General features: G+C 30.8%; 12 protein-coding genes. 1 reads left to right on the top strand and 11 read right to left on the bottom strand.

Annotated elements, in window-relative coordinates:
* The first annotated feature begins 36 nt into the window (after window positions 1–36).
* A complete protein-coding gene (locus HGB55_RS06685; protein WP_168815870.1) occupies window positions 37–297 on the top strand; it encodes a HypC/HybG/HupF family hydrogenase formation chaperone in 261 nt (86 codons plus the stop codon).
* On the opposite strand, the gene HGB55_RS06680 is transcribed toward HGB55_RS06685, so the two are convergent.
* From HGB55_RS06680 to HGB55_RS06630, 11 genes are all read right to left on the bottom strand, one after another.
* Complete coding sequence (locus tag HGB55_RS06680) at window positions 294–2363, bottom strand: gliding motility protein RemB (protein WP_168815868.1); 2070 nt, start codon at window positions 2361–2363, stop codon at window positions 294–296. The genes HGB55_RS06685 and HGB55_RS06680 overlap by 4 nt on opposite strands.
* 10 nt (window positions 2364–2373) lie before the next feature.
* A complete protein-coding gene (locus HGB55_RS06675) occupies window positions 2374–2952 on the bottom strand; it encodes an acyltransferase (RefSeq protein WP_168815866.1) in 579 nt (192 codons plus the stop codon).
* Window position 2953: 1 nt separating this feature from the next.
* Window positions 2954–3697: a deoxyribose-phosphate aldolase gene (deoC, locus tag HGB55_RS06670; protein WP_168815864.1), complete on the bottom strand. Its 744-nt coding sequence runs from the start codon at window positions 3695–3697 to the stop codon at window positions 2954–2956.
* A gap of 113 nt (window positions 3698–3810) precedes the next feature.
* The gene (locus HGB55_RS06665; protein WP_168815862.1) at window positions 3811–4545 is read right to left on the bottom strand and encodes an energy transducer TonB; all 735 of its coding nucleotides are present in this window, start codon (window positions 4543–4545) and stop codon (window positions 3811–3813) included.
* A 204-nt stretch (window positions 4546–4749) separates the two neighbouring features.
* Window positions 4750–5475, bottom strand: coding sequence for an energy transducer TonB (locus tag HGB55_RS06660; RefSeq protein ID WP_168815860.1), 726 nt, complete (start codon window positions 5473–5475; stop codon window positions 4750–4752).
* A gap of 186 nt (window positions 5476–5661) precedes the next feature.
* Window positions 5662–6381 carry an energy transducer TonB gene (locus HGB55_RS06655; protein WP_168815858.1) on the bottom strand — a complete coding sequence of 240 codons (720 nt, stop codon included), beginning with the start codon at window positions 6379–6381 and terminating at the stop codon, window positions 5662–5664.
* Window positions 6382–6422: 41 nt separating this feature from the next.
* The gene (locus HGB55_RS06650) at window positions 6423–6812 is read right to left on the bottom strand and encodes a VanZ family protein (RefSeq protein WP_168815856.1); all 390 of its coding nucleotides are present in this window, start codon (window positions 6810–6812) and stop codon (window positions 6423–6425) included.
* The gene (gene gcvH, locus HGB55_RS06645) at window positions 6802–7182 is read right to left on the bottom strand and encodes a glycine cleavage system protein GcvH (protein ID WP_168815854.1); all 381 of its coding nucleotides are present in this window, start codon (window positions 7180–7182) and stop codon (window positions 6802–6804) included. Before gcvH ends, HGB55_RS06650 begins: the two co-directional genes overlap by 11 nt.
* Window positions 7183–7201: 19 nt before the next feature.
* Window positions 7202–14239 (bottom strand): cell surface protein SprA, encoded by a 7038-nt coding sequence (gene sprA / locus HGB55_RS06640; protein ID WP_247649187.1) that lies wholly within the window; start codon window positions 14237–14239, stop codon window positions 7202–7204.
* A 3-nt stretch (window positions 14240–14242) separates the two neighbouring features.
* A complete protein-coding gene (gene ruvA, locus HGB55_RS06635) occupies window positions 14243–14824 on the bottom strand; it encodes a Holliday junction branch migration protein RuvA (RefSeq protein WP_168815852.1) in 582 nt (193 codons plus the stop codon).
* A gap of 41 nt (window positions 14825–14865) precedes the next feature.
* Window positions 14866–17145: an NADP-dependent malic enzyme gene (locus tag HGB55_RS06630; RefSeq protein WP_168815850.1), complete on the bottom strand. Its 2280-nt coding sequence runs from the start codon at window positions 17143–17145 to the stop codon at window positions 14866–14868.
* Between the last annotated feature and the right edge of the window lie 65 nt (window positions 17146–17210).

Here is a 17210-nt window from a genome sequence, read left to right as displayed (position 1 = left end):
CAAATACGCTATTAAACAATTAAACAACAAGAAAGTATGTGTTTAGCTATACCCGGAAAATTAATTGAAATCACTTCTGAATTAGATGAGACCTTTAGAGTTGGTAAAGTTTCCTTTGATGGAATTATAAAAGAAGTAAGTTTAACTTTAGTACCTGAAGCTACTGTTGGTAATTATGTTTTAGTACACGTAGGTGCTGCTATTTCGATAGTTGATGAAGATGAAGCTAAAAAAACTTTCGATCTCTTAAAACAGCTTAATGAACTTGATGATTTTGAGTCTTTAGAAAACTCTTAAAAATCAAAATACCAATTAAATACATCTGTTTTTAATCCAAAAGTAACCCAAGTTGAATTGGATTTAACAAACATATTTGTTGGCTCGTTTGGATCAAAATTACGATATGTAAAACCGGCAAACAGTTTTAAATTGGTTGTTGGGTTTACCAAATAACCTACTTGTAAATCTCCAATAAAAATTTTGGCATTGTTTCCTTGTCCTATTTCATTATCATAATCTGAAGCTCTGTCATCATTATCTCTAAAAATATTACCACCATAACTATACGTATCCAATCCATTATTGTAATCAAAACCTTTTTCACCAACTATTAATTTGGCATTTGCAAACCAACGCTCTTTAGTATAACGAGCTATTCCAATAATTTCATTAAAATTTGAACCCCATAAATGTGCCATAGATTGGTTTTTATGTCCAAAATTATAATTCAACTCATCGTGAGAATAGGTGTAAGGTCTTACGGAATTAAATTCTGCTTGAAGATATAAATTTTCAATATTGAATGCATTGTAATATTTAGCACCTAACTGAATTCCATATTTATTTCCCCACCAACTTTTGCTGTCGGTAATCTCTGAGAATCTTAAATCATCAATAAGTATTTGAGAATATAATGAGATGTTTTTAAGCTTGTATTTTAAATTTAAACCAAGTAATGAATTTCCTGCTCTTGAACCTCTCGAAAATTCAATAGCATTATAAAATAAAAGCGGATTGGCGTAATCTACTTCAAAACCTCTATCGTTGGCTTTATCCCAAATCACCGCTTCATAAAATCCTAAATTCAGTTTTTTGGTAACATTCCAGCTTAAATAATGTATAGCCATAAACTTTTGTTTATGTGCACCATCTACCGTAAGTTCAGGTCTAACATCTTCTAGCCACATCCAAATATTGGTATATTTTATTTTCCAAAAATTAGTGCTTATCTTAAAAAAAGAGTGTGGTGAAGCTACATCCGATAAAAATAAAGATCTATAGCCGTCGCCTATAAAATTTTTACCGTATCCAAACTGAAAATTAAAAAACTTACTTGGCGTGTATGATAAATAAGCTTCAGAAACAGGATAATCATACGCATCTGTATAAATTTCTTTGGCTATTCCTCTTCCCGGTACTATTGCCGGATTTCCACCATCAGGTTTTATATAATTAGCATAATCGTTTACATATTTTGCAAAACGTCCCTGACTTTCGTAAAAACTAGCAGAAAAGTTAAAGTTTTTTCCTAAACCGCCGTTAATTTGAACTGCACGTGTATTGTTAAATGTATTTACATCTTTGCTGTCTCTACCCAACTGTAAATCTACTACTGGATTTAGTGTAAACCAATAATCCTTCCCTTTAACATACACCATGTGTTCATTTAACAACTTTCGTCCAAACCAAGTTTGCTTTGGTTTTATTAATTTATTTTTTTGAGCATCCAAATCTACATATTTACTCATTTCAGAATAAATATAGGGTTTAACTGCTGTATGTGAATTATCTTGTTGATTCAAATAATAATCGAATTTACTATATTCAGAATGTACAAAAGGAATGTTTAGTTCACTTTTATGCTCAGGAAACAACGTATCATCTGGTCTTTTTTCAATAATATCAGTAACTTCTTCATCAGCAATAATAGCTTCTGCCTTTTCTTCTTCAACATAAATTTCTTCAGAATTTTCAGTTAATGGAATTTTTAAAGGCAACACAAATTGCATTTCAATAGGATGGTTATTGTATTTTGCAGGTGTAATTTGTGGTAACAAATCAAAAACACGTTCGGCTTCGGCTTTTAATTCTTTATAAGGAGAGTTTACATATATTACTTTAAAATTTCCTTCTGAACTTACTAAAAAAACAATATTAACTGTTGCTTTAAAATTCTCTTTTTCAAGATTATCAGGCACTTTAAATTCACTTATAACAGCTTCTTTTAATTCCTTTTTAAAACAATAAGATAGTTTCTCAATAATAACCGTATCGCAGGTTTTGAAAACGGGATATTTTTGGATTTGACCATAAACTGAAAAAGATAAAAGGAGAAAAAGGAAACTTATAAATGTATATCTCATTAGTAGTTAATTACAAAATTTTAACAATCTTTTTATTACTTATTAATTGATATTTTTCTCCACTCTCAACACAAGTGGCAAATCCTTTTTCATCAAAATCTAATCGATGTCCATACTCGCTAATCCAACCAATTTGTTTTGAAGGATTTCCTACAACTAATGCATAAGGCAGTACTTGTTTAGTTACAACTGCTCCTGCACCAATAAATGCATACTCACCTATTTCATTTCCACAAACAATTGTAGCATTGGCACCTATACTTGCTCCTTTTTTTACAATAGTTTGTTGGTATTCATTTTTACGAATAATAGCGCTTCTTGGATTAATTACATTTGTAAATACCATTGACGGCCCTAAAAACACATCATCTTCACAAATAACACCGGTATATATTGACACATTGTTTTGCACTTTTACATTATTTCCTAAAACCACTTGAGGGGAAACAACAACATTTTGACCAATATTACAATTTTTCCCAATTTTAGAATTGGTCATAATATGGCTAAAATGCCAAATTTTAGTTCCTTCTCCTATTTCGCAGCCTTCATCAATTACTGCGGTTTCATGTGCAAAAAAAGTATCCATTTTAATAGCCTCCTTTAGCTGTACCTCCTTCAGAAATTACTTTAGCTGATGAAGTTCCAATTCGGGTTACGCCTAACTCTACCATTTTTACAGCATCTTCATAATTTCTAACGCCACCGGCAGCTTTAGCAGGTAATGGTTTTGCATGCTCTACAATAAGTTCCATTGCTTCAAAAGTAGCTCCATTTGGTTTACCTCCTTCAGTTTTATAAAACCCTGTTGATGATTTTACAAAAACCTTATCGGCATTTTCTTCTCCAAAATTATCTATAACAACATCTCTAATTAGTTGAGTTAAAGCAATAATTTCATCGTTTGTTAAAGCGGCAATTTCAATAATCCACTTAGCAACTTTATTATTGTCTAAAGCTAATTTTGTGCCTTTAAAAACCTCTGCCTTAACTAAATTAATTTTCTCTTCTTTAAAGGCTGTATAATTAACAACATAATCTAACTCATCTACATCATCTTCAATTGCTTTTTGAGCTTCTTTTAATTTTTCTTCTGTTTCATAAGTTCCTTCATGAAATCCAATAACAGTACCAACTAACGTACTTGAATTGGCTGCTTTTACCATTTCACGAGCCATTGCAACAAATTTTGGGCGAATCATTGCTAATTTGAATTCATTTTCAATAGCTTCATTAACTAATTCAACAACTTTTTCTTTTGTTTCTTCTTCAGAAATACCTGCTTGTTCTGCTGTTTTTAAATAGGTTGAATCTAAATATTGATTGATGTTCATTTTTTTAATTTTATTTTACGAAAATACTAATTTACATAACAAATATAGTTTTTTAATTAGCAATACGTCATAAAAAAACCCGCTTAAGCGGGTTTTTATCTTTTAAAATTATTTTATTCTACCTTAAATACAATAGGCAATCCATACTTAACACCTACAGGTCTGCCTCTTTGTTTACCAGGTGTCATTTTAGGTAACATTTTAACAACTCTTATTGCTTCATCTTGCAGTTTTACATGAGGTGCTCTTGCTTGAATATTTGTAATACTTCCATCTTTATCAATTGTAAACATTACAAATATTTTTTGAATACTTCCTGTTTGCAAACCTAAATCAGAGGCTAATTCAGAATTGAAATTTCTTGTTACAAATTTGGATATTTGATTTGAGAAACAAGCTCTGAGTTCATCTTTACCTCCTGTACAACCAGGAAAAACAGGAACTTCTTCAATTACAACAAATGCAACATCTTCCAGCACTTCTTCCTCTTCCTTAACTTCAACTATATCTTTATCAACAGAAATTGAAATTGCTTCAGATTCATCGGTCTCTGTAGTTTCAATAATTGTTTCCTGAACATCAATTTCGTCTTCAACTTTAACTATTTTCTCAGGAATTACTGCCTGAGCTTGTTGTTTTGGTATTTCGGGTTCTATATTTTTAATTTCGATCAAGTTTTTTGTGTCTTCTACATTTATGTAGGTACCAACCAATTCTTTAGCTTCTCTAGGATATGATTTCATTTTCATGAATTGATAAACCACAAAAAGTGACAATACTAACCCTAATTGAATTAAAATTCTACTATAATTTTCAAGAATTGCGTTTGGATATTTTTTTACTTGCATGGTTAATGTTTTAAGTTAAACAAAAACAACTAAACAGAACTGTATTATTTATACAGGATAATTTATAATGCAAGATTTACATCTCAGAATACTTATAACGAAGTAAAATCTTGCAAGATTTCCTTCATATTAAAGTTACAATATTTTAATATAATTTACAATTTTTTTTAGTTAAATTACTTAAACAAACAGTTGATTATTAAACTATTCAACTTTAAATACAATTGGAATTGAATATCTTACTTTTACTGGATTTCCTTGTTGCTTTCCAGGTTCCATTTTTGGCAATAAGTTTATAACTCTAATTGCCTCAAGTTGTAATTCTTTATGAGGTGATCTGGCTTGAACATCAGTAATATTACCGTTTTTATCTATCTTAAATTGCGTATAAATTTTTTGAATCCCGGGTTTTAAACCTAATTCAAATGCTAATTCCGTATTAAATTTTCTATTGATATATTTACTTATTTTATTAGAAAAACAGGCTTTTCTTTCTTCATTTGTACCACTACAGCCCGGAAACAATGGTGCTTCTTCTAAAAATACATAATCAACAACATCAATTCCCATCGGTTCATCCTCATTTTTTTCATCAACAAAACTATTTATATCAACAGGATCACTTGTGTCAATATTATCAAAAAAAACCTCATCAATATTAGAATTGTTTTCTGCTTTTATAATTATTTCAGGTAATACTTGTTTTTTAAAAGTTGTTTTGGGTATTTGTTTTTCAATTTTTATATCAACCATTTGTATGGGTTCTTCAGTATGAACTCTTATTTTCTCATTTAAAACAATTGTATTTTTTGTTAAAGTTTTATTTTGAATTAGTGAATAAACAACAATTAGCGATAATACTAAGCCTAGTTGAACAAATAATTTAGTGTAATTGTCTAAATTTGCTTTGGGATGTTTTTTTGTTTTCATAAGAATAAAATTTAGCTTATTCTTTACATAACTTATTTTGAATTAATGTTTTGAGTGGTATTGAGACTATTAATTACAATATAGGCTTTTAAAGAATAAATGTTAATATTTTGTTAACATCAATAAACATACCAAAAAAAAAGCTCAACCAATTGGTTGAGCTTTTACTGTTCTATTTATTAAATTCTATTCTACTTTAAATGCAATAGGTAAGCTATATTTAACACCCACTGGACGACCACGTTGTTTTCCTGGTTGCATTTTTGGTAAAGATTTTACCACTCTAATAGCTTCATCTTGTAATCTCTTATGAGGTGCACGAGCCATTACATCCGTAATATTTCCGTTTTTATCAATTTTGAACATTACAAAAATTCTCTTAACTCCAGGAGATAATCCTAAATCAGATGCCAGATCAGAATTAAATTTTCTGTTTACATGTTTTGTAATATTATCTTGTAAACATTCCTTTAACTGAGCTTTATTTCCTTTACATCCAGGATAAACAGGCACATCTTCTATAATTGCAAAAGGAACATCCTCCATAACTTCCTCTTCCTCCTCAACTTCTATAATCTCTTCTACTTCAACAGCCTCATTCTCATCAGTTTCTGTAGATTCAATAACTGTTTCCTCAACATCTTGTTCATCTTCAACAACTTCAATTTTATCTGGTGTTGGTGGTGGTGGAGTTTTTGGTTCTGGCGGTTTTATTTGCTCTATTTCAATAATTTGCTCCTCCTCTTGAACATTGTAGTTAGCAGGACCTAAATCTGCAATAACTCTATCGTACGTCTTTCTTTCAATCGCCATATACGCCACTAAAAGTGCCAAAACTAACCCCAACTGCATGAACAATTTACTGTAGTTTTCTAGATTTGCTTTTGGATTTTTTTTAATTTCCATTTGTAATAATTTTATAGTGTGCTAATTTAATAATTTTAAAATTACTTTTCCAAGTATATTTTTTTAAATAATTTATTTTTTTTCAAAATACTTTTAAATACAATAATTGCTATTAAAATACCAACAGTATTAGCAATAATATCTAATAAATCGGCATTTCTGTCACTTGTAAACACCCCTTGCAAAAGCTCAATAATTATGCCATAAATAAAAATCAATATTAAAATTAAAATACTGCTTTTTAAACTTTTAACTTTATTATTTAAGGCTAAAAGCCAACTCAATGTTAATATACAATAAGCTCCTGCATGCACAACTTTGTCGTACATAAGTATATTTTCAACTTTTGCATTGTTAGTTGAAATTAAACTTCCAACACCAATTGCAAGGGTAATGAAAAATGCAATATAAAAGTAGTAGCTACGCCCCAATGAGTTCTTTATAATCTTCTGCAGATAATAATTCTTCAATCTCTGATGAATCAGAAATTGTAATTTTTATCATCCATCCTTCACCATAAGGATCTGAATTCACTTTTTCCGGTTCATCTTCTAATGCTTCATTAAACTCAATAACTTGGCCAGATAAAGGCATAAATAAATCGGATACTGTTTTTACTGCTTCTACTGATCCAAATACTTCATCTTTCTCTACTGTTTCATCAACAGTATCAACATCAACATAAACTATATCTCCTAATTCGCCTTGTGCAAAGTGTGTAATACCAACAATTGCCTTGTCACCTTCTATTTTCACCCATTCGTGATCTTTAGTGTATTTTAATTCTGACGGAATACTCATTTCTATATTTATTTAATTATTAATTACCTAAAACGTATCTAACACTTAACCCTGCACTAACTGATTGCCTAGGGTAAGTTGTTGAAATTGCATATTTTGAAGAGCTTTGATCAAAATAAAATGATGCTGTTAAATTTTGGTTTACAGCATAATCTGCAAAGAATTTTAATGATAATAAACGTTGACCTCCTGTTACTTGGTTATTATCTTCATCAATATCTCTAATTATAGTTTTGTTATCTCTTAACGATATGTCTGCTCTTAAATTTAAGTCTCCTTTTAATCTGGTTAATTTACCTCCAAATCTAAATTTCATCGCTAAATCTTTAAATCTATATCCTAAACCCACAATATATTCTACACCTTTTATTTGAGTAAGCGTGTTATTATTAAAGTTTAAAGTAAGTCCTCTATCTTTATTAATTCTGCCGCTGAAAGATACTGAATTTTTCATTTTCATGTCTACTTTTATTAAAGGAGAAAATTCTTCTAATAAGTTAACATTTGTAAAAAGTGTTTTGTTAAAGTAATTTCCGGCAATATCAGTTTCAGCATACGGATTTTCGGCATCGTACTCTAAATTATTACTAAAACTAGTGATTGAATATAATGAGTTATAACTATGCGATAAAGAGAAACTTCTAAAATTACTTTTAAACCACTTCATTCTCATAAGTCCTTTGTAGGTAACTTGCCAACCCGGTATTGGTACATCTCTAAAAGCTTTTAAACTAACATTTGAAACATCGGTACCTGAATAAGCCGCTATAAACGCAGGCAACATTACCTGTTGACTGTTTTTACCAAACCCATCTATCGGTTGCCCAGATTTTGCAGCTAATCTTTGAGCAATAATTTCTCTATTCTTTTTAAATTCTTCAAAAGTTTCATCATTATTTTTAAATGATGTTTTTATCATGTTATGACTTATACTAAAGTTACCGTATTGCGTTACTGGAGATTCAGTATTTAATTTATTATCAACAACATCTAGTTGTTGTGAAGTACTTTTAGTATATGTTTTACTTCCTCTAAACTCAACATCAAAATCTTTAAAAGGCTCTGCAGTTATTATAGCATCCAATTTATTGTAGTGAGTTTGGCTATATGTTTTGTTATAATAAGGGTCATCTTCATTTCTTGAAAGTAACCATCCTTTTTCAACAGCTTTTTGTCTGATATCAATCTGGCTTCCAAATACAAATCCAAAAGTTGGAGCCAAACCACCACTATAATTATCTCTTCCTAAAAATCCTATTTCAGGAACATACCCAGGTAAAAATGTACCATTATTTTCAGAGTAATTGATACGTGCTTTTTTTATTGATGTTACTACATTATAAAATCCTTTACCAATTTTATAACCAATACTTTTATTCTTTTTAGCAGCAACTGTTTTAGGTGCTACAGGTAATTTCGGATCCTTTTTAGACGGAATTATTTTTTTAGCACTAAATAATTTGTCTGCACCAATAATTTTATAAAACTTATTAAAATCGATATCGGTACCAAAAGTATGTGTATTTGCATTTTGAATAACGTTTCCAACACTTTCTACATAAGATTGAGATGATGCTTGCCAATCAAAATCTGCTGTATAAGTATAATCGGCCTTCAAAAAATTAAGATATGGCAGTTTATCTAAAGGTAATTTATACGTTCCATTTAATGTTTGATGATAATGATCCGGTCTTCCAACAGTAAAGAAATTATCGAACAACTCAATATCATCACTAGCATCAAAATCATCATAAATATAATTATTTGCTGCTCTAAAATTAAATTGTAATGATTTTGTTAAATTATACCCAATATTATAATCCCAATTAAACATAAAATGTCGCTGTTTTAAAGTTGGAAGCTCAGGCAAACCTTCTATTAAACTCCTTGATAACTGCTCGTTATAACGTCTAATTATATTTGAATTTACTGAAACTGTAGAAGGCAAAAGATTCACATTAAAATCTTTAATGAATTTAAGATATTTACTATTTAATGATTCCCAGTTTTTAAAAGGTTCAATTGTTTTTGGCTCAAAGCTATAATTATAATTTGCTGAAGCCCTTACATTCTGATCAACATATTTTTGAACATTATAATCTCTATGATATGTTTCACTAAAAGCGTAAGAAACAGATAGATTTTCAACACTGTAAAAATGCTGCTTATTTGTTGCATTTGGGTTTATTTCTTTTCTAACATTTATAAAGCTTATACTTCTACGTTTTGTATAATCTCTTGCTTTATCGCTATTAGGGTTAATATCTTTTGCATCATCAAAAAGTACATCTTGGTATTGAGGATCGTATTTTGGATCTCTAAATTCTTCGGCAATACTATAATTTAGCGGTAATTGAATTCCCCAATCTTTTGGTAAAAGTTTTCCAATATTTACGTTTGTTACAAAATCGTATAACTTTGTATCTTCCTGACTGCGTTCATTAACTCGTTGCTCTATACCTCCAAATCCTTCAGTTTCCATTCTTCCTGTTATAGCTACATCGGCAAAATCGGCAAAATTTGCATCGGCACTTACAATTGCTGCCCAACCTCCTTCATTATCAAATTCTGAAACACGCATTTCATTAAACCAAACTTCTGCACTTTGGTTATTGTTTGAAACATTATTAACCCCAAGCATTATGGTTTTTATATTGGCTAAATTTGGATTTCCCTTAACTCTTATCTCATAACCTTCTAATCCTTCTATTGGAGATGGCGCATCAATTGCCGGATATAATATGTTTGGAGCAATACCTTCTTTAAATCTTAATAATTTAAGTTTTCCCAAATTTTCTAAAAAAGCATCTAAATTGTTTTCTTCAGGCCAAATTTCTAATGGTGTTGTAGCTCCATAATCGGAAATTGTAAGTAATTTTTCTATTTGATAATAGTTATCATTTAAATCGCTGCCCAACCTTATTACCGCTTTTAGTTCATTATTTTGAACTTGAGTTTTGGTTTGAACTCCTTCGGCATGTAAAAACAATCTTAAACGCTTATACATTCTAAGATCTACTTTTACGTTTTTAAATATTGCTCTGGTTTCTTCCGGTTCTAAATCTGTTACTTTTAATGAAACGGATTGCTCATTTTGTTTTTGTAAAGTTGTGCTGCCTCTTAAAATTTCTCTTTTAATTCCCGGAGGTAAAACGTAAGGTATAGGAGTTCTATCTTCATTTTCTTGTATATTAACTACTCCTACTTCAAAATTTTGTAATTGAGCATTGGTTAAATCCTGAGGTTGTGTATTGTCTGCTTCAAGTGTTTTAGTGTATCTTCTCCAATCTCCACGAACCAATTGCAATTCTCCCATACGCAATACAATTGGCATTTTGAATTTGGTTAAAAACATTCGCATAAATCGAATGGAATTAAATCCTGTAATATCATTAACTACTTCATCGGGCGTACTTACCTGAATTCTAAATTGCAACCATCTGAATTCTTTTTCACTTCCATCAGCCAATTCTACTTTTACATTTTTTTCATCAACTATATTGTTTTGACCAACAACCAAATCGTTTTTATTCAACGATACTTTATATTGATAATAGCTTTCAACAGAATTCATTGTTTGATCTTTATTGATATCTTCTGTATCAGGATATGAAGTTGCTGCTGTTGGATAGCCTTGAGGTGAAAGATTATTTGTTGGAGAGTTACCTTGAGTATTATTGAACTTTTTATATCGTGTAATTATTGAAGCTTCGGTATCATCATATTCTGAACTTCTAAAATACATATAGTTATCATTCGCCGGATCCGGTCCAAAATTTGATCCAAACTTAACAATCTCTTCTTCATCATTCAATCCGTCAAAACCAACATCTTGGCTTAATCTTTCATTATCACTATCACTAAAAGCATACAATAAGGATTGGTTTGTTGGTATTTTACCCCAAATGGTTTCATCAGTATTATTAGTACTTAACGGATTTTCAGGCAATCCGTTTTCATACATTTTTCTACCATCTTTTAAAACATCTTCAGAAATATTCCCTAAGTTAAAATATAATTCTCCTACTTGATTTGAAGGATCGTTCGGATTAATCCCTGCAGGTAAACCTTCTTCTTGTGTAATTGAATAATGATCGTACGGATCCATTAACCAAAACTGTATGTATTCTACGTTAGATTGTTCAAAATTGGTAGTTGTTAAAGCTCTTGTTATACCTGCCCACCTATCTTCAGGATTGGTAAACTTACCATCAGCTCCTACATTATTTGTGTCAAAATTATAACTACCTCTTTCACTCGGAAAATAAGCCAAATCCAATGTTCTAACAATTGTAGATTGAGTTAAGTCTAAATCTTGCTCCGGAAATAATTCTTCATACCTAACTCTTCTAACCTCTGCACGTGAAAGCTCATCATTATCAATACTTCCCGGTTTTAGTGACGACCCGCCGTAAAAAAGAGGATCGATTATATACCAAGCTAATTTTGCTCTTTTATATCCATAAGATAAATCGGATGCATTTCCATTAAAATCAAATTGTGTTTGATATTGTGGTGTACTTGCTAAATGCCATTGCTGAATTGATTTTATTTCTAAAGGAATTTGCGACCCTTCAAAATCATCAACATAAGAAGTTGCTTCGCCGTCTTGCTCAATTCTTTTTGGTGAACCCGGTTTTAAATAGGCAAAATCTCCTCTAATTGAAAAATTAGATTCAACATCGGTATCAATATTTGGTAAATAGTTTACCCATTTTGTAAATTTTGGCACCTCAGTTCCATAACTTGCATTTAAACCGAAAATTGTATTATTTATAGGTTCTTGTCCAAATAATGCTTTTTGAGTTATTGGTTTTTCATTTAAATTTAAAATTGTAGCACCTGCCATAAATTTATCCGAAAATTTATGCTCAATATCAATACCTAAAAATCGTTTAGTTTGTAAGTTAAATGCCGCATTATTTTCAACTGAAACTTCTATTGGTGCATTTGAAGCCTCTAAACTAGGGTTTACTATTTGAACTCGTCCCATTTGATAATCAACCACATAATCTACACCTTCTACAAGTTCTCTTCCTCCAGAAGTAACTCTTACAGAGCCTTGTGGAACATTAAAAGCCCCTAAAGGAATACCATTGGCACTTTCTGATTTATGATATCCTTTAATTAAATATTTATCTTTTTGCTGAAAGTTGTTTTTTGCTTCAGATTGAGTCATTTCATAAAGCTCATTAAACACGTAATTGGCATCATTTGAATTGGTAAGTTTTGATTCTAAATCTTTACCAAAAGGTTCAACTGTTGGGAAAATAATATATCCTTTTTCAGAGTTAACAGTAGATCCTTCAACATAATCAAAATAGCCATCGCCTTCCGGTGTATAAAATTGATTTTGATCTAGCCTATCAATATCAAACAAATTCAATAAAGTTCTGTCCGAAACTCCACTTGTTTGAGCATTTTGTAATACATTTATTGAAACACCTGTAGCATCATCAGCATATAAAAGTTCTAGCCTAAAACCATCTTGCTGCATTCTGTAGGTTTGTAATGAATAGATATTCTTCATCATTAGTTCCCACATAGGAATTTCGGTACTTATAATTTCACTTCTCAATAATTTAACAACAATATTGTCTGGAGAAACAATTCCATCACTTGTAAATTCACCTACTTTGTAAACTTTAGAGTCTCCACTTATAGTATATTCAAAAGCTACTGCCAACACATCAGAATCAGCCAACCTTCTGTTTAATGAAATATATCCTAACTGAGGGTGAATTCTATATTCATCCGGATTCAGTTTAATTGCATTTTCTAAAACTGAATAATCACGCCCTTGTTGCATACTATATGGAGCCAATCCATCTCCAACTGTAGCTATTTTTCTAACAGGATTTGTTGTAGTTAAAATTTGCGAAATATTATTGGCTTCATTTTCCGGGTAAAATGCTCCGGGAGTTGGTGTTACATTTGCAGGTCCAATATTATTTGGATCTCCTTCTGCAATATCGGCTAAAGCAACAATATTTCTAATATCTGTAGTTGTTGCATTTCTATTAGTAACCCAAACTTCAATCTTAGTAATATTTACCGGACTATTAATTAGCGGATAGTCTTTTAAAGCATTGTTATAAGCATCTTTAAAATATTGTGATAAAAAGAAGTGTCTGTTCTCATCATAATCAGTTGTTTGAAGTTCAAATTCCTGAATTGTAGAACCTCCTTGCGCAGCTACAGAACGTGTTTGCGATTTTTGTTCTGCAAAAACACCTGTAACAGTTGTATTTCCAAATTTTAGTTGAGTTTTAACACCAAATAAACTTTGAGCACCTACAATTAAGGAGTTTTTTAAAGGCATACTTACATTACCTACTTCTACTTTTTGTAAAATATCATCTTCATTAGGTGTATATTCTAATTTTATTTGATTTTGGAAATTAAACGTTGATTGTGTATCGTATTGAGCGCCTACTTTTAATCGTGTTCCTACTTTTGCCTGTATACTGGCACTTATTTCCTGATCGAAATCAAACGTAAAACTGCTTCTATTTCGTTCTGATAATTGTGGGTTATCTACTTTTTGATATAAAATACCCATTTTTACCAACACCGAACCTTGAGGATTTACTTCAATAGTATTTCCTCCAAAAACAGATTCAAAAAAATCAGAATTTACATAATACGTAGGCAGTAAGTTTTTTTGAGCTTCTGCACTTCCTTTCTTTTTACTGTTTGTTGCACTTATTTTATCTTTATAGTACTTAAGTATATCTTTTTGTTGCTTATACTTTTTGTACTCTTCCTGAGACATATAGATAGGATGCTTAATGTAATAATCACCTATTTTTTCAATTATTACATATTTTTTTAACTCAGTATCGTAAATTATTTCTGTTTCAGAAGGATTATTCAAAAATAAACTACCCACTTCATCACTTTTAAAAGGATATTTTAAAGTATCTTTTGAAACTTCTACTTTAGTTGTATCTTTTAAATTAGTGTTTGGAATTGCTTGTGCTTTTACTGCTGAATGAAAAAACAACAATAAAAAAAATAAAAAATGGGTTTTAATTATAAATTGTAATTTTTTCAAATCCTATAAATTTTTTAGCGCTTTTTTTATTAAAACTTCTACACTTAAGGTTTTATCTTCTAATAAAATTTTATCTAATACTTTTTCTGATTGTTTGCTGGCAAAACCTAATACTTCTAAAGCAGATAACGCTTCATTTTTATTCGTATTGTTTTCTGTTGAAGAAACTTCACCAATATTATAGGTTTTATCAATTTTATCTTTCAAATCTACTAACACCCGTTGAGCAGTTTTAACACCTATGCCTTTAACAGATTGAATTACACCTACATTTCCTGAAGCTATTGCTGATTGAATTTCATCAGTTGTCATAGAAGATAACATTGTGCGAGCTATACTGGGACCAACTCCTGATACCGAAATTAGTAATCTGAATATTTCTCTTTCAATTTTATCAATAAAACCATACAAAGTATTTGAATCTTCCCTAACCAGTAAATGAGTATATAGCATCACTGCCTCAGTGTCTGGCAACTGAGTATATGTGTTTAATGAAATGTTTAACCAATATCCTACTCCGTTTGTTTCAATAACAGCATAGGTAGGGTTTTTCTCTACCAATTTGCCTTTTATGTGAGTAATCATATTACAGCTTTCTTATTTCTTATGCTCCAAATGTAATAAAATTATTGTTTATTTTTACTTTGTTCTTGAGCATGTACAAGTGTAACACAAGCTGTATTAACAATTTCGTCTACACTTGCTCCAAGCTGAATAATGTGAACAGGCTTTTTAAGTCCCATTATTATAGGGCCAATAGTATCAATACTGTTGAATTCTTTCATTAATTTATACCCAATATTTGCTGATTGTAAATCTGGAAAAATTAAACCGTTTACTTTTTTATCAACTAATTTAGAAAATGGGAATTTTTCTTTTAGCATTATAGGATTCAATGCAAAATCGGCTTGCAGTTCACCATCTACATTTATTTTTGGATGTTTTTTATGCAATATCTCTACAGCTTCTGAAACTTTATTAGCTTCATCTGATTTTGAAGATCCAAAATTTGAAAATGATAACATTGCTATGTTTGGTTCAAAACCAAACATTTTAATTCCAATATTTGTCATATATGCAATATTAGCTAATTCTTTTGCTGATGGATTGATATTTATTGCAGTATCTGAGAAAAACATTGGGCCTCTTTTGGTTAACATAATGCTGGTAGCAGCAATTCTATCAACACCTCTTTGAGTACCTATTAACTCAATCATTGGTTTTACAACCGCAGGATAATTTCTTGAATATCCTGTTACCAAAGAATCTGCTTCATTGACATTTAACATCATAGCGGCAAAATAATTGCGCTCTTTCATCAATTTTTGAGCGTCCAGTAATGTTAATCCGTGACGTTGTCTTTTCTCCCAATACAAATGTGCAAATCTTTTTCTTCTTTCAGCTTCCTCTTCGGAATGAGGATCAATAATAGTTACATCTGCATCAAAATGGATTTCCTCCATTAATTCTTTTATAATCTTTTTATTTCCTAATAAAATTGGTTTCCCAATTCCATCATCATAAATAATTTGGGCAGCTTTTAATACATTTAAATGATCGGCTTCAGCAAAAACAATTGTTTTTAAATCAGTTTTTGCTCTAGTCATAAGCATACGCATTAATTTGCTTCCTGTACCTAAACGCTCGGCTAAAATTTCTTTATATGCCTCCCAATCGGTAATAGGTTCTTTCGCAACTCCAGATTCTATAGCGGCTTTTGCAACTGCCGGCGGAACTTCAGTAATTAATCTGTGGTCGAATGGTTTAGGAATTATATAGTCTTTTCCGAATTGAATATTTGTTTCACCATACGTTATATTAACTTGCTCAGGTACAGGCTCTTTAGCTAAATTTGCCAAAGCATGTACAGCTGCCACCTTCATTTCTTCATTAATTTTAGAAGCTCTTACATCTAACGCTCCTCTAAAAATAAATGGGAACCCTAACACGTTATTTACCTGATTAGGATGATCGGAACGACCCGTTGCCATAATTACATCTTTTCTTGTTTTAATGGCAACATCATAAGCAATTTCAGGATTTGGATTTGCCATAGCAAAAACAATTGGGTCTTTAGCCATTGCTAATAACATTTTTGGTGTAAAAACATCAGCAACCGACAAGCCAATAAATACATCTGCATCAATAATTGCTTCAGCTAAAGTTCTGATATCTCTTGATGTTGCAAATTCAGCTTTTTGTGGTGACAAGTTTTCAATATCTTTTCTAATTACACCTTTACTATCGCACATAACAACATTTTCTCTTTTTGCTCCAAGTGCTAAATACAAACGAGTACAAGAAATTGCTGCCGCACCGGCTCCATTTACCACAATTTTAACTTTTGTAATATCTTTTCCTGTAATTTCAAGTGCGTTTTTTAGTGCGGCTGCCGATATTATTGCAGTACCATGCTGATCATCGTGCATTACAGGAATATCTAATTCTTCTTTCAACCTACGCTCAATCTCGAATGCTTCAGGTGCTTTAATATCTTCTAAATTAATACCTCCAAAAGTTGGTGCTATATTTTTAACTGTTTCTATAAACTTTTCTACATCTTTTGTATCTACTTCAATATCAAAAACATCAATATCAGCAAATATTTTAAAAAGAAGTCCTTTCCCTTCCATAACAGGCTTTCCTGCTAAAGGTCCAATATCTCCCAATCCTAAAACAGCTGTTCCGTTAGAAATTACTGCAACTAAATTCCCTTTAGCAGTGTATTTATATACATCATCAGGATTTTTTTCAATTTCTAAACACGGTTCTGCAACACCCGGCGAATAGGCTAATGATAAATCGCGTTGTGTTGAATGTTTTTTTGTAGGTACTACTTTAATTTTCCCTGGAGTAGGTGTTGAGTGGTATAATAAAGCCTCACTCTTTTTTCTTGAATCTCTCATGAAAACAGTATTTTGTATGAACTAACAAAGATAAAGCAAAAAATGATTAATTAGTCTTTTATTCA

The organism is Lutibacter sp. B1 (genome assembly GCF_012524075.1).
In the GTDB taxonomy this organism is placed as follows: domain Bacteria; phylum Bacteroidota; class Bacteroidia; order Flavobacteriales; family Flavobacteriaceae; genus Lutibacter.
This window is presented reverse-complemented; position numbering and strand designations above follow the sequence as displayed.